General features: G+C 75.9%; 14 protein-coding genes. 1 reads left to right on the forward strand and 13 read right to left on the reverse strand.

Annotation, left to right across the window (positions count from 1 at the left end):
* The first annotated feature begins 23 nt into the window (after window positions 1-23).
* Window positions 24-1,049: a hypothetical protein gene (locus ACSLTV_RS04080; protein WP_432139297.1), complete on the forward strand. Its 1,026-nt coding sequence runs from the start codon at window positions 24-26 to the stop codon at window positions 1,047-1,049.
* Here the strand turns inward: ACSLTV_RS04080 and ACSLTV_RS04085 are convergent.
* The 13 genes from ACSLTV_RS04085 to ACSLTV_RS04145 form a co-directional block, all read right to left on the reverse strand.
* Complete coding sequence (locus ACSLTV_RS04085) at window positions 1,027-3,312, reverse strand: hypothetical protein (RefSeq protein WP_432139296.1); 2,286 nt, start codon at window positions 3,310-3,312, stop codon at window positions 1,027-1,029. The genes ACSLTV_RS04080 and ACSLTV_RS04085 overlap by 23 nt on opposite strands.
* 96 nt (window positions 3,313-3,408) lie before the next feature.
* Window positions 3,409-4,524 carry a hypothetical protein gene (locus ACSLTV_RS04090; protein ID WP_435611641.1) on the reverse strand — a complete coding sequence of 372 codons (1,116 nt, stop codon included), beginning with the start codon at window positions 4,522-4,524 and terminating at the stop codon, window positions 3,409-3,411.
* The gene (locus ACSLTV_RS04095) at window positions 4,521-5,477 is read right to left on the reverse strand and encodes a hypothetical protein (protein ID WP_435611642.1); all 957 of its coding nucleotides are present in this window, start codon (window positions 5,475-5,477) and stop codon (window positions 4,521-4,523) included. Before ACSLTV_RS04095 ends, ACSLTV_RS04090 begins: the two co-directional genes overlap by 4 nt.
* A gap of 179 nt (window positions 5,478-5,656) precedes the next feature.
* The gene (locus ACSLTV_RS04100) at window positions 5,657-6,901 is read right to left on the reverse strand and encodes a hypothetical protein (protein WP_432139293.1); all 1,245 of its coding nucleotides are present in this window, start codon (window positions 6,899-6,901) and stop codon (window positions 5,657-5,659) included.
* 422 nt (window positions 6,902-7,323) lie between these two features.
* Window positions 7,324-8,001, reverse strand: a complete 678-nt coding sequence (locus ACSLTV_RS04105) for an ANTAR domain-containing protein (protein WP_432139292.1) — start codon at window positions 7,999-8,001, stop codon at window positions 7,324-7,326.
* Between the two features lie 292 nt (window positions 8,002-8,293).
* Window positions 8,294-9,331: a rod shape-determining protein gene (locus tag ACSLTV_RS04110; protein ID WP_432139291.1), complete on the reverse strand. Its 1,038-nt coding sequence runs from the start codon at window positions 9,329-9,331 to the stop codon at window positions 8,294-8,296.
* Window positions 9,332-9,505: 174 nt separating this feature from the next.
* Window positions 9,506-13,828 carry an SAV_2336 N-terminal domain-related protein gene (locus tag ACSLTV_RS04115; protein ID WP_435611643.1) on the reverse strand — a complete coding sequence of 1,441 codons (4,323 nt, stop codon included), beginning with the start codon at window positions 13,826-13,828 and terminating at the stop codon, window positions 9,506-9,508.
* A 283-nt stretch (window positions 13,829-14,111) separates the two neighbouring features.
* A complete protein-coding gene (locus ACSLTV_RS04120; RefSeq protein WP_432157969.1) occupies window positions 14,112-15,143 on the reverse strand; it encodes an AAA family ATPase in 1,032 nt (343 codons plus the stop codon).
* Window positions 15,144-15,193: 50 nt separating this feature from the next.
* Entirely contained in the window at window positions 15,194-16,909 is a 1,716-nt protein-coding gene (locus ACSLTV_RS04125; RefSeq protein ID WP_435611644.1) for a trypsin-like peptidase domain-containing protein, read from the reverse strand.
* A 24-nt stretch (window positions 16,910-16,933) separates the two neighbouring features.
* On the reverse strand, window positions 16,934-17,341 hold the full coding sequence (locus ACSLTV_RS04130; RefSeq protein WP_435611645.1) for a CU044_2847 family protein: 408 nt from the start codon (window positions 17,339-17,341) through the stop codon (window positions 16,934-16,936).
* Between the two features lie 172 nt (window positions 17,342-17,513).
* On the reverse strand, window positions 17,514-17,648 hold the full coding sequence (locus ACSLTV_RS04135) for a hypothetical protein (RefSeq protein WP_432139286.1): 135 nt from the start codon (window positions 17,646-17,648) through the stop codon (window positions 17,514-17,516).
* A gap of 38 nt (window positions 17,649-17,686) precedes the next feature.
* Window positions 17,687-19,054, reverse strand: coding sequence for a carboxyl transferase domain-containing protein (locus tag ACSLTV_RS04140; RefSeq protein ID WP_435611646.1), 1,368 nt, complete (start codon window positions 19,052-19,054; stop codon window positions 17,687-17,689).
* Entirely contained in the window at window positions 19,047-20,495 is a 1,449-nt protein-coding gene (locus ACSLTV_RS04145; protein ID WP_432139284.1) for an acyl-CoA synthetase, read from the reverse strand. Before ACSLTV_RS04145 ends, ACSLTV_RS04140 begins: the two co-directional genes overlap by 8 nt.
* Window positions 20,496-20,518: the final 23 nt, after the last annotated feature.

A 20,518-nucleotide genomic window follows, 5' to 3' on the forward strand; every position in this document is an offset into this window, starting at 1 on the left:
ACCCCACCGAGAGGCGAGCACCTGTGGCAGCACCCGCGGACCAGCGCACCGAGACGCTGAAGGAGTCCCACTGGACCGTCAAACGGCACGGCCGGATCACCGCGCTGTGCGAGGAGACGGTGGCCTCGGCACCGTCCGTACGCTCCCTGTGCCACTACAGCAACGGCATCCTCGACTTCGCCGTCCTGCGCCGGCCCCGGGCCCCGCTCAGCGCCCTGCTCACCGAGGCCGGCGACGACACCCTCAACGAGGCGCTGCCCGGCAGCCGGCTGCTGCTGTGCGCCACGGACCTGGGCGGCGTGCTGCGCCCGCTGGGCACCGGTGAGCTGATGCGCACCGTGCTGGCCAACCCGCGCGGCGGACTGTGGGGCGGCCGGGCCCGGCCCAACGAGTTCCTCGCGGCGGCGGTCGACGGCCCCGACGGCGTGCCCGAGATGGACGCCGCGATGAACCGCCTCGTCGGCCGCATCCGCACCGAGGTGCACTCGCTGCCGGACGAACTCCTCGGCGGTGACGTCGGGGCCCGGCCCCACCCGTCCGGCCCCCCGGCACGGGAGGCCCGCCCCACCGGCCCGCGCATCGACCTGGGCATCGCCGCCGCCACCGACACCGCCTACGAACAGCGGCTGCGCGACCTGTGGCGGCAGTGCCTGAACACCACCGACCTGCACTACGCGGCCTACTACCACGACTGGTCCCTGGTCTGCGTCGGCGACGTCTTCGAGGACGACCTCCTCGGCCCGCGCTTCATCGACGTCAGCGTGCGCACCCGGCGCACCGCCTACCGAGACCTGTCCCGCGGGCTGCGCGGACACCTGGCGCGCCTCACCGACGCGATCGGTCTCGTCGCCCCGCCCGTCACTGGCCGCGCCTCCCTCGACCGGCTGGTCCTCGACGTCCAGGAGGGCGCCGTGTACGTGCTGTGGACCTCGCCCCGCTCCTTCGTCCTCGGCGTCACCCTCGACCAGCGGCAGGTCGACCACGCCGAGCGGCGCCTGACCGCCCTCGCCGAGGTGGTGCGGGGCATCACACCGCCGCCGCCGCGCTGAGCGTCCCCCACACCTCCTCGGCCAGCCCCTCGACGGTGCCGGCTGGCGTCAGCGGACGGGCCTGTCCGGCACCGCCCAGCAGATGCACCGGCAGCACCTCGACGGCGCACTCGTACTCCCGGCAGATCCGGCGCAGTTCGCCGAGCTGGCCCTCGGTCGGCCCGCCGTCCGCCGTCGCGGCCGTCCACGTCGCGACGGCCCCCCGGAACTGCTCCGTCAGCACCCGCACCAGCGTGGCGCAGCCGAGGACGCTCAGCTCCGCCGCGGACGTGGCCGAGCTGCGGGCCACGCTCCGGCCGGCCACCCGCCGGGTCACCGCCTCCAGCATGGCCAGCGCGTCGTGGAACCGGCGCCCCACCGGGCCCGGCAGCTCCTCCTCGGGCGGCTCCCACGCGGTGGGCGAGGACGATCTCGGCGCCGGGACGGGCGGGGTCGCCCCCGACCGGGTGTCCAGGACCAGCCCGGCCAGGGTGCGGCGCACCTCGTCGAGGTGGGCCGTCTGCTGCTCCAGATCACGGCGCATCCGCTCGCCCAGCTCGACCAGGTCGCTCTCGCGCCGGTCCTCCACCAGCCGCCGCTCCAGCTGCAGCAGCGCCTCGTGCACCGCCTGCGGGAAGCCGCTCTTGCGGTAGACCAGCGGCCGGGAGCCGATGGACCGGCCGAGCCGGTCCTGCATGGTGTGCGAGACCAGGCCGTTGACCACCAGCAGCGCCTCGAACCGCCCCGGGCGCACCGCGCTGCGCAGTCCGTGCAGCAGGGCGGTGATCCGCTCGGCGTCGTCGGCCAGCAGCACCGACCGGGCGTAGACCACCGCCAGATAGGTGTTGGGCGCGGGCGACAGCCAGTACACGACCTCCTCGCGGTTGCCGGGCGAGCGCGACAGCCGGGACGGCACCGGATCGCGGGAGGCGATCCGCCACTGCCCGAGGTCCAGCGCCTCGTGGACCTCGTTGACCACCTGACGGTACGTCACCCGCTCGTGCAACTGCCGCACCGCCGACAGCACCGTGGCCCCGGACACCTCGCGCACCGCGCCGTGCCCGTCCTCGCTGAGCCGCCAGGCTTCCCGGCAGGTCTTGAGCACCTGGCGGGGCACCCCCTCGGCCAGCTCGTGCAGCAGCCCCAGAGCCTCCTCGTCGAACGGCCCGGTGGCGGGCCGCGCCCCGTCGGCCGCCGCGGCGTCGGCGCCGAGGTAGCCGGCCACCAGCTCGCGGGTGCGTTCCGCGTCCAGCCCGCCCGCCCACAGCTCCAGCACCCGCTCGTGCACGCTCGACCGCAGGGCCCGCAGCCCGTCCGCCGAGGTGCAGAACACCAGCAGCCCGCCGTGGCTCGTGTAGACGTTGACGAGCCGTTCGAATGCGTCCATGAAGGTGCGCCGGGTCTCCTCCGGCCAGCCCAGCACCTTCTCCAGGGAGTCCAGGAGCAGTACGTACGGTGCGTCGACCCGGCCGTGCAGAAAGCCCTGCACGGCCAGCGCGTCGAACACCCGGTCGATGCCGGCGGCGGTGTCCCCCCGGTCCGGGGACGGCCCGATGGGCTCGGTGACGCCGCGTTCGCGCAGCGGCTCCGCGGGCTCGTCCCCACCCAGCCACTGCCACACCATCCGCTTGAACGGCGGCTCCAGCAGCAGCGCCAGCGCGGTCGCGAAGCCGCGGTGCTCGGTCACCTCGTTCAGGGTGCCGCGCAGATCGGCGTGGATCACCTCGGGGTCGTAGCGCAGCGCCGAGACCACCTTGTCCGGGTCGAGCGTGCGGTCGCGCAGTCCCGCCGCGATCTCCCGCAGCGTCTCCTGGCGGGGATCGTCCTCCTGGGCTCCCACCCAGCCGGCCGTGACGTACGCGTAGTAGTCCCGCACCAGTTCCTCGAACGCCTGGCGGCCCTGCGGGCTGGCGGCCGGGCCGCGCAGCCGGTGGCGGTAGAGCCGCCCCATGTTCTGCGCGGGCTCGTCCACGATCCACATCGCCGCTTCCGGATGCCCCGCGCGCACGCTCTGGTACGCCTTGCGCAGCGCGTGGCTCTTGCCCAGGCCGAACTCGCCCACCAGGGCGACGGCCAGGCCGCGCCGGCCACCCGTGCTGGGCGGCGCGAAGTAGTCGTCGACCAGCCCCTCCAACTCGGTGACCAGCGGGGTCGGTACGTGCGCGTTGCCCGAGTCGGCCCCCCGGACCGCCGCGTCCCCGAGATCGGACGACGGCCCCAGACGCACGACGGGGCTGCGCGGGAACGGGTTCCTGTGCCAGATCTCTCCACTGTCTGGGGCCACGACGGCACTCCTCGTGTGTCCGGTTTCGGCGTTCCGAGCGGCGGGCGGTGCGGGGACGCGGGTCCAGGGCATGCGGGGACCGTGACGCGCGGCCGGTCAGGAGCCCGGCGGGGGCGTGGGTTGCGCGGGCACGGGGATCGGGGCGGACGGCCCGCGCGCCATCGACGCCAGGTCGGGCGTGGGCGCCGGCAGGTCGGAGGCGGTGACCCGCACCCGCCCGTGTCTGCTGCGCTGTTCCTCGGCGACGCTGAAGCAGATCTTGCGTAACTGCCGTACGTCCGACCGGCGCCAGGCCTCCGGATCGCGGGGCGCGTCCGCCTCGGGCACCGGGGCGTCGGGGTCGGGGTGGCCGCCGCGGGCCGCCTGGCTGAACTTCACGGTGTCCTCCGGGGTGAGGCTGCCGAGCGAGAGATGGGTGAGCGCGGGCTGGTCCCCCAGCACCGCGATCACCTCGTCGTGCGCCGACTGCGGATCGTGGTGACCCACCTCGACGAACAGTACGATCCGGCTGCGCGCGTGTCTCACACAACTCCGCAGAAACTCGGTGCGCACCGATCCCATGTCGTCCCGCCAGCCCATGTGCGGGACGAGGGCCAGCAGCACCGCGTCCTGTTCGGCGAGGACCGTGCTGATCTCCGCGAACGACTCGAAGACGTCCCCGTCGGTCGGCACCCGGCCCTTGACGGCATCGACGAACCGCCGCTCCAGCTCGGTCACGATCTTCCTCCGTATGGCGCTGTTGATGCCGTCGGTGGTGGCGAACCGGCCCCGCTCGTCCACGCTGACGGAGTCCGCGTGATTGCGGTACCCGCCGGTCATCACCACCACCGGATCGGGTGGCCGGATGGCGCCCGGCGCCGCCGCGTGCTCCCCCTGCCGCGCTGCCCGCAGCCTCTCCCGCACCAGATGGACGCACCGGTGGATCAGGGTGGTCTTCCCCATGCCCACCGGGCCGGTCACCACCACGACGTGCCCCCGGTCGGCCTGGGGCAGGATCGCCTCCTGCAGCAGCCGGTCCAGGCACTGTTCGAACTTGGCGACCTGTTCCTCGGCGTGGTCCACCCCCACCCACTGCCGGGCGTGGCTCGGCTCCTCCCAGGGGACCAGCGGATGGTCGTCCAGGGCCGACGGCGCGGGGGCCAGCCACGCCAGCTGGGACGTGATGCCCGGCACGTGCACGCCGTAGGGGTTCGTCTGCACGGACTGCGTCATCCGGCCGCCTCCCGGGTCGCGGCCGGGGCGGACCCTTCTCGTACCGTGCGCAGCGCCCAGTACCCCGGCGCGCGGTCCAGCTCCGCCACGGAACCGGGCACGACGTCGACCGCCCGGCCGGCGGTGCGCGCCTCCTCGGCGCGGGCGTCCGTGCCGAGCACCGCGCCATCCCGGGCGGCGGGCAGCGGGCGGGCCAGCGGCAGCCCCTCGGCGACCTGTCGCGCGGCGCGCCGCCGGGCCGCCGGACCGGGCACCCGGAACAGGCCGGCGGCCAGCGCCTCGCGGGCCTCGCGGACCGCCGTGTGGTCGGTCCGCGGGTTGTTCTCGTACCCGGTCAGGTAGGCGCGCGCCGCCGACCGGAACGCGGCCTCTTCCGCGACCAGCCGACGCCGCAGCTCCCGCCGCTCGGAGGCGATCCGCTCCGACAACTGGCCGCCGAGGGTGATCAGCGCACCGGCGGCCGACAGCAGCAGGGCGGTGCCGAACGTCGCCAGCCAGCCGTCGCCGCCCTTGTCGGCCGCGGGCGCCGGGGCCTCGGAGTCGGCGGCCATCAGTGCGGAACAGGCGCGGGCGAACTCCTTGCCGTGCCGATCCGCCCAGTCCTCCACCGTCAGCCGCCCGTCGGAGGCCGCGCGCCGCACCCCGGGCCCGGCCGCGCCGCTGCCCGGCCGCAGCAGACCCAGCCGGACCCCCGCGGCCACCAGGTCCGCGCGGTGGGCGGGGCCCAGGCAGTACACCAGCTGGACGTCCCGCTCGTCGGCGGCGCCCGGCGCGGCCGCCACCGGGGCGGCCGCGGCCAGCAGCAGCGCCGCCCCGCAGGCCGTCGTCAGCGCGGCGGCGGACCGGCGCGGCCCGCGCGCGGCCGGGGACCCGGCGCGTGTTCCGCGCCGGGTCCCCGGCGAACGGGCGCCGTGCCCGGGTCGCTGCCGACCGTGTCCCCTCCGCTGCCTCATACGCCTCTCCCCGTTCGGCCACCGTGAACCGGTGTCTCGCCTCGTACGCCGTTCGCCTGCCGGGGCCTCGGGGGCACCTCGCCGGTGTGCCCGGTGCCGCCGGACGCGCCTCGCCGGACTCACCGCACCGGCCGTGCCGCCCCCTTCTCCCGTCCCCGCCGCATGCCGCCCGGCCGCGGCTACGCGACCGACTGCCGGTCCACGACCTGCTCGCTGCCGGCCCCCGGCTCGCACTCCGGGAGACGTCCGGTGCCCGCGGTGAGTTCCCTGCCGTCAGCGGGGCGCCGGCGGCGCGCCTGACGGGCGCGCAGCGCCTGCGAGACGCCGTACAGCACGTTCACGGTGATGACGGCCGGGCCCACCGTGGCGGCGGTACCGGGAAAATCACGCTCCAGGGTGAGGGCGATCAGCACGGCCGTGATGCCGTTCTGCTGACCCAGGCTCAGTTCGATCCGGTCGGTGCGCCCGAGGCCCCGTACGAACAGCGGCATCACCCCGAGGGCCACCACGGCCTGCGCGCCGAACGCCGCGACGCCCAGCACGAACCCCGGCCACCACGCCACCCCGTGCGCCAGCAGCAGGCCGAGCGCGGAGAACGCGGCGAGGTAGGCGACGCCGACCGCGCGTTCGAGCGCCTTGCCGAGGAACACCGAGCGCAGCACCAGCCCGGCCAGCGCCACCGCGAGCATCAGCTGCTGTGCCGCCGCCAGCACCAGCATCCCCACGGTCAGCAGCACCGCGGCCGTGCCCGTCGTCCGCCGTCCCGCCGGGGTGTCGGGCAGCCGGGAGGTGATCCGCCGGCCCACGAACCACAGCAGCAGCACACCGGCGAGCAGGGCCGCGTTGAAGCCGAGCCCGGTCAGGTAGCCGCCCGTGCCCCCGGCCGCGACCTCGGGTGTGCCCTCGCCGCCGGAGGCGCTGTAGGCGGCGCCCGCCAGATACAGGGTGAGCAGGACGGTCATCGGGTCGTCGAAGGAGGCCCACGCCGTCAGCAGCGACTGGGCCCGGGCGGACATCCGGCCGTTGCGGCCGAGGGCGGCCACGGACAAGGGGTCGATCTGCGCCACGGCGATGCCCAGCACCAGGGCCTGCGGCCCGCGGACGACCAGCAGCATCGCCCCGGTGATCAGCGCGGCCTTCAGCACCACGCCGACGGTGACGGCGGCCACCACGCCGGTCAGGTCGCTGCGCAGGGCCTTGACGTCGATCCCGTACGTGCTGCCGTACAGGCCGACGGCGAGCAGCAGCCCGGCGCCGAACACGTAGGTGCGGGAGTCCACCAGGGCCGACGTGTCCGCGAGTCCCGCGGCGCCCAGCGCCAGACCGCACAGCGTGCCGGCGGCCAGTGCGGCCGCGCCGGCCAGCACCAGCGGGGGCACCGCCCGCAGCGGCCGCCGTAAGCGGGCGCGTCCTGGTGTCGCCATGGCCTGGTCCCCCTCCGTTGCGGTCCGCGCGGTGTCCGGCACGGCCGGAGACGCCCGTGCGCACGCGAGCCCGCGCGGGCGCCGCGGGTCGTCGCCCGGGGCAGGTGAATCGTAGGGGCCGCGCACGCCGTGCCGAAAGCCGGACACCGGCCGGTTCTACGAGAGTTGACGTCTCATCGGCCCCACCCGGCCCGAACGGTCGTGCGGTCGGCCCCGTTGCCGTACCGCCTTGTTGTCACGATGCCCGGCGGGACCCGCCGCCGAACACCGGAAGACGTCAACCGGCCGCATTCCGACCGCCTGTGACCGCACGCGGGCGACATGCGGAAGCACGGGGCGGCGTACGGCGTCCGGTCCGCCCCGGTACCCGGCGTTCCGGGCGCCGCTGCCCTCGGCCGTGCACCGGCGGGGCCGGGCGGCGTTCAGCGGTGCCGGTCGATGGCCGCGCGCAGGGCGGAGCGCACCTCGTGGGGCGGTGCGGGGCCGGTCGCGCTGTCGGTGACGGCGGCGGCGACGGTCCGCAGCTTGGTGTTGGACAGCTGGGAGGCCTCGCGCAGGATGTGCCAGGCCTGCTCGGGCGTGCAGGAGTGGACGGCCATCAGGACGCCGCGCGCCTGGTCGATCACCGGGCGGGAGTCGAGCGCGTGGCGCAGTTGTTCGACCTCCTCGCGCAGGCCGAGCAGTTGCTCCGCGCGTTCCAGCGACACCGCCGACGGGACCGGGCCCGGCCCCCGGGAATCGGCGCGGGTGTGGGCGCTGTGCAGCGGGTCGTCGGTGTCCAGGCCGGCGAGTTCCAGGATGCGGCGCGGCTGGCCGGTCCAGTGGGTGGCCGCGACCGGCACCTCGCAGCGGAGCCCGTAGGCGACCAGCGCCTCCAGGAACTGGAGCCCCGCGGTGTCCATGAACACCACGCCCGCCATGTCCAGTTCGACGTGGCTCGTGCTCGCCGGCAGGGCGGCCAGCCGCTGGGTGAGCACTCTCGTACAGCCGTGCACCAGCTCGCCCCGCGCCGTGAGAACCGCTCGACCGGCTTTCACCCGCCCGTCGATGACCAGGGGGTCCTCGTCTCTCGTGAGCTGTCCTTCCATCACCCGGGTCATGTCACCGCCTCTGCCGTGGACGACACTGCTGCCGACATCGCTCCTCTCGATGCCCCTGCCCCGGGCACGCCGGGATACACCCGGACGGAGGATGCGTATGCCCGGGGCATGACAGTGGCATGAGCGGGGGCGCGGGCTTGGCGTGGCGGGGCCGAGGAGCGGTTGTCCGGGCATGCGGTGACCGGGCGCCCGGTGATCCGGGCGCCCGGTGATCCGGGCGCCCGGTGATCCGGGCGCCCGGTGATCCGGGCGCCCGGCGCGCGGGTACGTGGGTAGCTGTCGTACGGTCGGCTCAGGCGCCCAGCGGGTCCAGTTCCAGCGGTTGGATGCGGCCCTCCAGCATGGCGCCGAGGCCCTGGGCGGCGCAGATGTCGGGGCGTTCGGCGATGTGCACGGGCATGCCGGTGGCCTGGCGCAGCATCTGGTCGAACCCGGGGAGCAGGGCCGAACCGCCGACCATCATGATCCCCCGGTCGGCGAGGTCGGCGACCAGGTCCGGCGGGCAGTCTCGCAGGACCTTGCCGATGCCGTCGAGCACGGCCGTCAGCGGGGTCTGGATGGCGTCCCGCACGGCGGCGGTGTCGATCCGCACCGAGCGGGCCAGACCGGTGGCGACGTCCCGGCCGTGGATCTCGGTGGAGGCCGGGCCGTGCGGGGTGAGGCCGTTGCCGGACAGGGCGAGCTGCAGCGGCCGCACGGACTGGCTCGGCAGCATCAGCTCGTGCTCGTGGCGCAGGTGCTGCACGATCGCGTGGTCCACCGCCTCGCCGCCCACCGGGATGCGCTCGGCGGTGACGATCGAGCCGAGGGAGAGCACGGCGACCTGGGTGGCGGCCGCCCCGCACACCATGATCATCGTCGCCTCGGGGCGCTCCACGGGCAGTCCGCAGCCGACGGCGGCGGCGATCAGCGTGTCGACGAGCTCGACGCGCCGGGCGCCGAGCCCGACCAGGGTCTCGATCGCGGCGCGCTGCGCCAGCGGGTCGGCGTCGTGCGGGGTGCAGGCCGCCGCCCGCAGCCGTGGCTTGCGGCGCAGCTGGCGGCGCATCTTGTCGCCGAGGAGGTGGCGCAGCATGCGCTGGGCCATCTCGATGTCGACGACGGTGCCGCCGGAGACCGGGCGCACGACGCGGATGTAGTGCGGGGTGCGCCCCGTCATCTTCTCGGCGAACTCACCGACCGCGATCAGCGCGCCGGTGCGGGTGTTGACGGCGGCGGCGGACGGCTGGTCGACGACCAGCCCGGCGCCCTTCACGTACACCCGCGTCCTCGCCGCGCCCAGGTCGACGGCGAAGTGGCAGCGGCGCAGCTGCTCCAGGCTGGCGGTCATGGGCGGGTCCTCCCGAGAAGCAGACCGTGGGGCCGCCGGGCGGTCGGCCTCCTTCGCATCGTGCGAGGGGCGGGAGGCGGGCGCCTCTCCGGATGGGCCGGGCGGGGGGCCGCTGAATGGGGGTTTTGTCCCTTATTTCCCATATGAGTCGTAGATAAGGGTCGTTGCGCCCGGTCAGTGGCTCCGAGCCGCCTCCAGCAGCGGCGCCAGCGAACGGACCGTCACCTCGCAGCCCGCCGCCCGCAGCCCCTGCTCCACGGTCGGGTTCCGGGCCAGTCCCACGAAGCCCAGCCCGAGCCGCTGGGCCGCGCCCAGCTCCGCGACCGTCGTACCGATCAGCAGGCCGCCGCTCGCCGGGGTGCCACCAGGCCGCAGGGCTCGCCGCAGGCAGTCGGGGTTCGGCATCAGCAGGTCGAGGTCGTCGGCCCGGCCCTGCACCCCGGACAGCGGCAGCCGGGCGGACTCCAGATAGCGGTGGACGGCCTGTTCGCACACGTCCGCGGCCACGCTCACCCGGCGCCCCGATCCGTGCAGGGCGCGGATCAGCGCGACGGCGTTGTGCGTGGCGGGAGCGTCCGGGACGGCCCGCAGCTCCAGCTGGTCGAGGCGGCGCCGCAGCACCGGTCCGACCGGCTCGCGGGCGAAGACCCGCAGCACGTCGAGGGGGTGCACCAGTGACTCCCGCGCCGCCCCGGCCACCAGGGGGCGGCCCGTCAGCGCGTCCCGCGGGTCCCGGTCCTCGGCCGCCAGCGCCAGCAGCTCCAGCGCGGCCTCCCGCGCGGCCGCCGCCGTGAACAGCCGGACCAGCGGGCCGTCGAAGCCGAACAGCACGGTCTCGGCCCGCCCCAGCAGCTCGCCGGGCCCGGGCGGCGCCGTTCCCGACGGGCGGGTCTCCGGCGGCGCGGCGCTCTCCGGGGCGAGCGCGACCGAGCAGGTCACGGCCAGCCCCGGCACCGGCCACCGGCCCAGTCCCGCGGCGATCGCGCGCTCGGCGCCGGTCGCGCGGCGCCGGGAGTGCCGGCGGGTGATCCTGGAGGCGCCGCGGGTGAGGTGTTCGACCAGCCGGCGTGCGACGTCGGCCGGCCCCCCGCGCACGAACGCGACCGGGTCGGTGACACGCCACTGCAGCTCCACGGTCGCCGTGAAGTTCTCCTTCCCGGAGCTGGGCAGCAGGATGCGGCGGGTGGTCCGGTGGAGGGTGAGGTCGACCTCCCAGTACGTCACCGGGCCGACGGGCGGCTCGGTCGGGTTGAACAGCGTGAGCGGGCCCTCGGCGCGGGTGTGCACGATCGCCGTCCGCCCCGGGGCCGGGATGCCGAGTCGACGGAGGTCCTGGACGACGGTGGGTCCGTTGAGCAGCCCGTCGTTCTCGGGGCCCGGCCAGTACCAGGCCGCGGGGGAGTCCGGGTCGTCCCCGTGCAGTGGGTGGAAGCGGTGCGGGCCGGTGGCCGCCGAGCTGCGGGAGAAGGCGTCGTAGAGGGCCGGTGCGACGACGACCGTCACCGGGGCGGTGGCCTCCCCGGCGTGCCGTTCGGACGCGAACGCCACCCGCAGGCGCGGTGCCGCCGACAGCGCGGCCCAGTGCCCCGGGAGCCAGCGCAGGGCCGCGACGAGGACCGGGAGCAGGTCGGTGCCGGCGGCGATGCGGACGAGATAGCCGTTGGGGCGGACCTGGATCTCGTGCTGCTGACCGGTGAGGGAGCCCCGCGCAAGGATCTCGTGGAGTGCGTGTTCGAGGGTGATCCGGGTCTCGGGGCGGCCGGCGAGGTCGGTGTCGGTCTCGACGCTGAGCGCGGTCGGCGGCGCGGTGTCCGCGACGGTCGTCCGCAGGCTCTCGCGGAGGGCGGCGAAGTGGGCCCGGGCGGCCTCGGCGGCAGGGCCCGGGACGCCGTCGAGGGGCGTGCCGCAGAAGAGGTTGAGGGTGGCATACGCCAGATCACGGCGGCTCTCGGGCGCCTGCTCGGGCAGCCGGCCGACGAACTCCTGGAGGAAGAAGGCGTCGACCTGGATCCCCGGTGCGTGCAGGGCCCAGCCGTCCGGCAGCGCGGCCAGCGTGCCGGGGCCCAGGATCCGGGCCAGCTCCCGCGCCAGGACGTCGATGCGACGGGCCGACTCCCGCTCCCCGGGCGGCCGTTCCCACAGGCCTCCGGCCAGATCGCCGTACGGCACCCGGTGGCCGCGCCGGCGTACGAGCATGCACAACAGGGCCTGGGCCTCGGGGGACGGCACCGTCAGGGGTTCGTTGTTCCGGCTGAGGGCCAGCGGGCCGAGCATGCGCAGGGCCAACGGTTCGAAGTCGCGAGCCAATGCCTCCAGTTCTGCCCGTTCCTCCAGCTCCGCCAGCAGGAAGTCCGGTGGGCGCCCCTCGCGGATCGCCTCCAGCGCGTCCCGGAACTCCGGCGAGGCGGAGATGTGCCGTGCCAGCTCGCGCAGCGTCCGGTGGAAGCCGCGCAGATCCGTCGTGGCGGTCCTGTTCAGCGACTCCTCGCCCAGCGCCACCCGGCTGAGCGTCACCGTGCCGTCGGGGCGCAGCAGCAGGCACCCGGCACCGCGCTGCCCCCGCACCAGGCCGTGGGCGTGCAGCGCCGTCAGTCCCGCCGTGCCGTCGCGCAGCAACCGGACGAAGACGGCCGTGGACACGTCCGGTCCGCTGCCGCTCATCAGCTCGTTCACGGTCACGCCCTCGGTGAAACCGACGACGAGATAGGGGGTCTCGCCGTGCAGGCCGTGGTCGAGCACCCGGGGAACGTGCGGGCTGTCGACCCGCCGCAGGGCCTCGGCCTCCCGCAGGAACCGCCGCGGTGACTCCTCCTGCCGCGGGTACAGATGGACGACGACCGGCTCGCGGGTGCGGGTGTCGACCGCCTGCCACACCCGGCGGCTCGCCCCGCGCCGGGTCACCAACCGGTAGCGCCCACCGACCAGTTGGCGCGCCGTGGGGCCGTCCGGCCCCGGTACCCGGGCCTCCGGCTCCCCGCCCAGCCGCCGTACCGTCTCCTCCCGCACCGTCGCGAACGCGTCCGCCTCGCCGGGGCGGGCGCGGAACTCACCCGCCGCGGCTCCGGCCCGTTCGTCGATGAGCCCGCCCACCCGGGCCAGGAACTCCCGGGTGCGGCCGCGGGCCGTGCGCGGCAGGGTGCGCAGCAGCAACTCCCGTACGCCCGGCCGGAACGCGTACGACCCCGGCGGCCCGCCGACGGCGGTGAGCATGCCGCTGAGGATGACCTCGGCCAGGTGCTGCGGGCGCGGATCACGGTCCACCGCCCGCTGCACCAGCCGCATCACCGGCACCGACGGCACCGCCAGCGCCAGATGACCGGCCAGCCGGAACGCCTCCGGGGACGCGGTCGCGCGGAACCGCAGCACCAGTTCCTCGGCGGAGGCGGCCGTGAGGTCGGGCGACCACTCCTGCGGGGCCTGAGGGAGCGGCGGCAGCCAGGCCGCCGCTCCCGGCAGCCGGCCGCCGCCCGGATCGGCCAGCAGCGCCGCCCAGTTGGCCAGCCACGGCGCGCCGGGCTCCAGCACCGGCAGGGGGACGGCGGCCGGGGGCGGGGGCGTGCCGTCCCGGTCGTAGGGGGTGAAGGCGAGCGCGGCGGCGGGGGCCGCGGCGGCCGGCGGCGACAGCAGCCCGGGCCGGGCGGGGAGTGCCGTCGTCTCCCACAGATGCTCCGGGAGCGGCTGTACGACCGCCAGCGGCATCCGCGCCGCCCAGTGCCGCAGGGTCGCGTACCAGCGGCTGCCCGCCGCGCCCGGCCGCCACTGCGGGCCCATGCAGTCGCTGACGACCAGCGCGGCCGTGCGTCCGTCGGCCGGGACGGGCACCTGCCCGGCGCGGCCGTCGGGGCCGGCCGGGTGCAGGGTGACCGTGCGGAAGACGCCGGACTGGGACAGCACGGTGTGCAGTTCCCGCACGAGGGGCCGCCAGACCGGCATCGTCGGGCCGGTGTCGTGCACCAGGGCCAGGCGCAGCCAGCGGTCGTGCGCCGGGCGCAGCACGGGCAGCCAGATGTCCGGGTGGGCGCCGAGGCGGGCGATGCGGTCGGCGGTGGCCCGCTCGTCCAGTACCCGGGCGCGCGGCGCGGGCACCCTGCGCTTCAGTGGGCGCAGGGCGCGCTGCAGGGCCAGGGGGCGGGCCAGCATCGGCGGTGCGGGCGCGAGCACGGGCCCGCGCGCGGTGCCGGGCGGGGCCGCCGCGCGCTCCGCGGCCGGCAGCCGCAGCGGAACCCGGGGCGGGGGAGCGGGCCGCGGCAGCGGATCGGGCTCGGGTGCCTGCCGCACCGGCGACGGCGCCTGTTCACGGCCGTGCCCGGGCGGGGGCCCGGGCGCCGCCCCGGACGGCTCATCGTCCAGGCCGGCCGGCTGATCCCCTTCCGCCAGGCGCATCCCCAGCCACAGCACTTCGGCCAGCTCCCGCGGGGTGGGCCCGTCGGCCGGGCCGCCCCCCTCGCCCGCGCGGTCCCGCGCGGCCGCCCCCAGTACGGCGGCCAGCCGCGCCACGGGGGACACCCCACCGGGGCCTCCGGACGGCCCGGCCGTCCCGGTGCCTGCGCCCCCCACCGCCCCCGAAGCCCACGCCTGGGACTCGCCCCCGTGGGGCTTCTCGGTTCCCTCTGCTTCCGGGGTGTGCCGGGGTTCGGCCTTGTCGGGCGTCTCGGCTTCCCCTGTGTCCGGGGGGTGCCGGGGTGCGGTGCGGTCGGCCCTCCCGGTCCCCACCGCGCCCCAGGTCTCCCCGGACTCGGCCCCCTCGGGCCCGGAGAGCCGCTCGGAGCTCTCGCTGTCGTCAGAGGCCATCGTGGTCGGCCGTGGCGCTCAGGTAGGGCATGAGCTGTCGGGCCATGGCGTCGCGGGAGTCCGCGTCCAGGCCGGCGACGCCGGTGAGGTAGATGGCGTTGAGGAGCTGGTCGGTGGCGAGTTCGCCGTCCTTGGCGCGGTCCAGGAAGCGGTCGATGAGGGGCTCGGCCTCGGCGGCCGGGGTGCCCAGGTGGGCGCGGACGATCTCGGTGAGCCGGTCGCGGTCGGGCCGCAGCAGCTGGAGCCGGACGCAGCGGCGCAGGAACGCCGGCGGGAACTCGCGCTCGCCGTTGCTGGTCAGCACTACGAACGGGAAGGCGCGGCAGCGTACCCGGCCCCGGGTCACGGTCACCGGGGTGTCGCTGCCGTCGGCGAGGACCTCGGCGGTGGCGCCGGCCGGGGAGCGGCGGGCGGCGCGCAGCAGCTCGGGGATCTCGTACTGGCCCTCCTCCAGGACGTTCAGCAGGTCGTTCGGCAGATCGAGGTCGCTCTTGTCGATCTCGTCGACCAGCAGCACCCGGGGCCGCCGGTAGGGCAGCAGCGCGGTGCCGAGGGGGCCGAGGCGCAGGTGGTCCTCGACCTCGCTGCCCGGTGCCGGCCCGGTCGCCGCCCGCAGCGCCTCCTGCCGGGCCGCGTACAGCCGGGACAGCGGGTCGTACTGGTAGAGCCCGTCGGCGAGGGTGGTGCGGCTGGTGATGTTCCAGCGCAGCACCGGGCCGAGCCGCAGCTCGCGCGCCACCGCGTAGGCCAGGGACGACTTGCCGGTGCCGGGCGGGCCGGTGACCAGCAGGGGCCGGCGCAGGACCAGCGCGGCGTTGACGAGCTGCACGCTGTCCGGGGTGGCGACGTAGGTGCGGGCGCGGTGGACCCGGTCGGGGGAGACCGCGGCCCCGTCGTCGGCGTCCCGGGGCGGCGGCAGGACGGGCTCCCCGTCGAACGCCCGCCAGGGCGGCGGCGCGGGCAGCCGGTCGATGCCGTCGTGGGGCTCGCTGTCGCCGGTGTAGACGGACCAGTGCTGCATGGGGGTTTCTCCGGTCTCCGTTCCCGTCAGGTCTCGCATGTCGTACCCGCTCACGCCACCGGTGACCGGGCGGGCGCCGCGGCCCCGCCGTGCGGGTCGGCGAAGACGCGCGGGTCGTCCCACAGGAGCTGGACGCCGCGCGCCCAGTGCCCGTCCTCCGCCTCCGCCTCCAGCCGTAACTCCCAGATTCTTCGGGGTAGTTCGGCGGGCAGGCGGCCCGAGACACAGGTGTCCAGCTCGTCCAGGAACCGTTGGCCCGCGCAGCCGTCGCCGCCCGCGCACGGCGTCTGCCGCTCCCCGTCGGCGCAGCCGTCCCGGGACCAGGCGACCAGCGGGGCCGGCGTGGTGAGCGAGGTGGTGAAGCGGTCCCGGGTGTGCGCGGCGGCGGGCGAGGCGGCGAACCCCACCAGACAGGCGTCGGACCGCAGCAGCCGTACCCGCAGCCGGCCGGCCGCCTCGGTGGAGCCGCACTCCACCCGGTGCATCCGGGTGCCCGGGAGCGCGTCCAGGCTGTTCCAGACGCGGGTCAGCAGATGCCGGGTGCTGGCCTTGCGCCGGGACTGCGCGGTGACCACCAGCGGGTAGCGGCAGCCGAGCGGCGTCGGGTCGTCGGAGCCGAGCGCCCAGCGGTCCACCGGCAGGTCGAGCCAGTCGCCGGGCAGCGCGAAGGCGAGCAACTCGTCGGAGCCGGGCGTCAGATACGGGAAAGCGGCCTCGACGCGGTCCTGGACGTACTCCTCCAGCCGGGCCCGGGGCACGGTGCCCGAGTCGACCGGGTGCCGGCGGCCCCCGCTGTACGCGGACACCTCCACCCGCACCAGGTCCTCGCCCCCGCCGCTGTGCTGCAGGTCGACGAGGATCGGCGACCAGTCGGGCACGGCGGGCGGCTCCGCCGGGGCCCGCACCATGTCGTCCAGCAGGCCGGCCAGCCGTTCGGTGAACCGAGCCACGGTCCCGGCCGCGTCCGGCCCGTCCAGTTCGGACAGCACGAACAGCGCGGCCGAGCGCAGCGAGTCGAACCCCTCCGGCGGCGGCTCCGGGTCCCAGGGCCCCATCGCGGCCCGGTACAGCCGTAGCGGCTCGCAGGCCAGGCCCACCCGCACCGCCCGTTCCACCAGTTCCCGCAGCCGGGCGCGGTCGGCGGTGCGGTGGCCGGGGGCGGGCACCAGGCCCTCGAGGCCGGGCCAGTGGCGGGCCATCACCTCGGTGGGCATCATCCGTCCGGTGCGCGCGGCCCCGGTGGCCGCGGTGACCATGCCGACCACCTCTCCGGTGTCCGCCAGGGTGACCGCGGCGCCGCTGAACCCCTTGGCGAGCTGGTGCCCGTCGGGCTGCCACGCCTCCAGCTGGATCCACTCCCGGCTGATCAGCTGCGGCCCGGTGATCCGGCACTCGGCGAGGGTGCCCTCGTCGAAGCCGACCGGGAAGCCGTACACCAGCAACTTGCGCGGCGGCATCCCGTGCGCGGCGTCCGCGGCGTCCACCGGGGCCAGCGCGGCCGGTTCGATCGGAACCTCGTCCTCCAGTTCCAGGACGGCGAGGTCGCCCAGGTCGCTGGAGGCATGTGCCGTCCAGCCGCCGTGCGCGACCACGCGGGCCTGCGGCGGGGGGACGTCGGGGCGCTCGGTGAAGGTCACGGTCAGTTCCGCCGGGCCGTCGGCCACCACGTGCGCGCAGGTCAGCACCGTGCGCGGGGTGACCAGGAAGCCGGCGCCGGCCACCGTGCCGACGCACTCGATCCGGGCGTGCCACTCGGCGCTCTTCATACGGTGCTCTTCATTCGGTGCTCTTCATGAGGACGCGGACGGCTCCTGACCTGCCCGACCGCTCCCGGCGGCCTGAGCGGCGCCCGCCCACAGGGCCTCCTCGTCCTCGCCCTGATCGCTGCCCGGCGACCAGGTCAGCTTGACCACCAGATGGCCCTCAGCGGAGCCCTTGGCGATGACCGCGCCGGTCTCCGCCGACAGCTTCACCCCGAACTCGATCTCCACGCCGTCCGGCCGCAGCGAGCCGTCGCGGAACACCCGCAGCGCCGACTCGGCCGCCGCGCGCACCCCGTCCAGGGCCTGCTCGAAGGTGCGGGCGGCCCGGACCACGCCGTCGCCCCGGGAGGCGAGCCGGGAACCGGGGCGGTCGTCGCGGGTCTCCACGGCGACCACCGCACCGTCCTCCGTCTCGAACTCCGTCAGCCCTTCCACGCCGCCCCCGTTCTCCCGCGTCTCTGTGTCCGCCCATTGTTACGGACGGTGCCGGATGCTGTCTCGTCGGCCTCGTCAACCACTGTCGGCGGCAGGGCGGTTGGAGGTGCGGGGGAACGCGGACGGCGCCGCCTCCCGGGGACGGGGAGACGGCGCCGCGCGTTCGTCGACGTCAGACCAGCCAGCCGATGAAGTGGACGAGGCAGGCCAGGGCGTCGGTGAGAACGTTCATGATCTTGCTGCTCCTCGCGTTGACTGCGGTGTGGGACCTGTGCGTCGGCCACGGTCTGCAGCCCGTCGCTCGCACACCGTAAGTATCACTTGTCACACGGGAGTTGTTCGCTCTCAAGAGCGACGATCACCTGTTCCGGGGAACATCTGATCCCCTGTTCGGATCACCCCCAGCTCGGCCAAGTCCTGTGGCCGCAAAAGGAGTTCATCGGCGGTCGCCGGCACCTGCGCAGCCGGCCGCTTGAGGATCGCGGCGGCCGACTCCGGCGCGATGACGGAGAAGTAGCTGTCCGGCGTCGCCCAGGTCCGGCCGGGCGCGGCCAGCGCGAGCGCGCCCCCGGAACCGCCCTCCCCGACGACCAGCGTGGTCACCGGGATCCGGGCCGTGGCGACCGTACCGAAAAGCTCCGCGATCGCCGGCCCCACACCCTGCCGCTCCGCCTCGGCGTCGTTGGCCGCGCCCGGGGTGTCCACCAGCGTCAGCACCGGGATACCGAGCCGGTCCGCGAGCCGGATCAGCCGGGTCGCCGTGCGGTAGCCGGCCGGGCGGGTGGCGGTCCCGGTCTGCGCGGCGAAGGCGACCGTACGGCCGTCGCGGCGGGCGGTGCCGAAGCCGCACAGCACCCCGTCCGGGTCGGCGCCCCCGCAGCGGTCGCCCACGACAGCGGTGCGCCGGCTGAAGTACGCGTCCAGGTAGGCCCGTGCGCGCGGCCGCTCGGGCGAGCGGGCGCGCCGTACCGCCTCCCAGCCCGTGGCGGGCGGGTCCCCGCTCCCGCCGAGCGGCTCCGGCACCTCGGCCGGCTCCCCTGACCCACCTGTCAGCAGCCGCAGCCACAGCCCCAGCGTCTCCGGCAGCTCGGCGGGCCGTACGACCGCGTCCGCCGACCCCGCCGCGACCTGCGCCTCGGCGGTGTAGGCGGCCGGATCGGCGTCCGCCGGGCGCACCCGCGAGCCCGCGAAGCCGACCTGGGCGCCGGGCAGGGCCAGCGTGACGTCGGCGCCCGCGCCCAGGGTGGCCCAGCCGCCGCCGGTCGTCGGGTCGCGCACCACGGCGAGCTGCGCCAGCCCCGCCTCCCGGGTGAGCGCCGACTCCCGCGCCACCCGCTGGAGCTGGCTCAGCGCGAGCATGCCCTCCTGCATCCGGCTGCCGCCCGTCGCGACCAGCGACACCACCGGCAGCCGGTGGGCGCGGGCGTGCCGGTGGGCCGACTCCAGCCGGTCGCCGGTGCCCTCGCCGAGCGAGCCGCCGAGGAAGCCGAACTCGAACGCGATCAGCACGGCCCGGGTACCGCCGACGGTCCCCGTCCCGCACACCACGGACTCCGACTCGCCGGTGCGGTCGGCGGCGCGGGCGCGGGCGTCGTCGTAGCCGTGCCAGCCGAGCGGTCCGTCCGGGGCGGACCGCCGCCGCGGGTGGGGGAGTTCGGCGAAGTCGCCGGTGACCAGGGCGAGGGCGGCGCGCGCGGAGAGCCGGTCAGCCATGGGTCAGCGCCCGCTTCATGATCTTGCCCATGTCGTTGCGGGGCAGCGCGTCGAGGTAGCGGACCGCGCGGGGCCTCTTGTGCGGGGCCAGCCGGGCGGCCACGTGCCCGGCCAGCTCCTCGGCGCCGGGCGGGGACTGGGGGTCGGCCGGCACGATCCAGGCGACGATCCGCTCGCCCAGGTCGTCGTCCGGCTCGCCGGTGACGGCGGCCTCGGCCACTCCCGGATGGTCGAGCAGGGCGTTCTCGATCTCCCCGGCGCCGATCTTGTGACCGCCGCTCTTGATCAGGTCGGTGGCCCGGCGGCCCACGATCCGCACGTACCCGTCGGGATCGCGCACCGCCATGTCCCCGGTGCGGAACCAGCCGTCCGCGGTGAACGCGGCGGCCGTGGCGTCCGGGCGGTTCAGATACCCGGTGAACAGGTTCGGCCCCTGCACCTGGATCTCCCCGACCGTCTCCCCGTCGTGGGCGGCCAGGGGCCTGCCGTCGTCGTCGACGAGCCGCAGCCCGACCCCCGGCAGCGGCAGGCCCACGGTGCCCGGACGGGCCTCGCCGTCGGCCCGCACGCTGGTGTTCATCAGCGTCTCGGTCATGCCGTACCGCTCGATGACCCGCCGCCCCGTCACCGCGGCGATCCGCTCGTGGTCGGGCACCGGCAGCGCCGCCGAACCGGACACCAGCAGCCGGGCCCCGGTGAGCCCCTCGACCAGCTCGGGGTCGTCGGACAGCGCCAGCGCGATCCGGTGGTACATCGTCGGCACGCCGAACAGCATGGTCGCCCCGCCGGTAAGCTCCCGCGCCACGCCCCCGGTGGTGAACCGCCCCAGGTGCCGCACCGACCCGCCGCGCCGCAGCGGGCCCAGGATCCCGAGCACCAGCCCGTGCACGTGGAACAGCGGCAGCCCGTGCACCAGCACGTCGGCGTCCGTCCACCGCCAGGCGTCGGCGAGCGCGTCCAGGGTGTGGGCGACCGCCCGGCGCGGGATGACCGCGCCCTTGGGGGGCCCGGTGGTGCCCGAGGTGTAGACGACGAGTGCGGGGTCGTCGTCGCCCGCCGTGCCGGGCCCGGGTGCCGGGCCGCGTCCGTCCACCGCCACGTCGATCCGCGGTACGCCGGTGAGCGCGTCCGGCAGCCGTTCCCCGGGCGCCGCGAGGACCGCCCCGGGGGCGCTGTCGGCGAGGATGTGTCCCAGCTCCCGCTCGCCCGACCGCGGATTGAGCGGCACGGCGGCGGCCCCGGCGAGGAGCACACCCACCACCGCGACGGCGGTCTCCGGCGACGGAGTCGCCCACACGGCCACCCGTCCGGCCCCGCGCACCTGCTGCCCGACGGCTCCGGCCGCCGCCGCCAGTTCCGCGTACGTCAAGGACCGCTCACCGAACCGCAGGGCGACGCGGTCGCCGGGTCGGTCGGTCAGGGCCGGGAAGAGAGAGGACACGCCGGACACTCCTTGGGGCGGGA

Source organism: Streptomyces sp. bgisy159, assembly GCF_965341775.1.
Classification (GTDB): Bacteria; Actinomycetota; Actinomycetes; order Streptomycetales; family Streptomycetaceae; genus Streptomyces.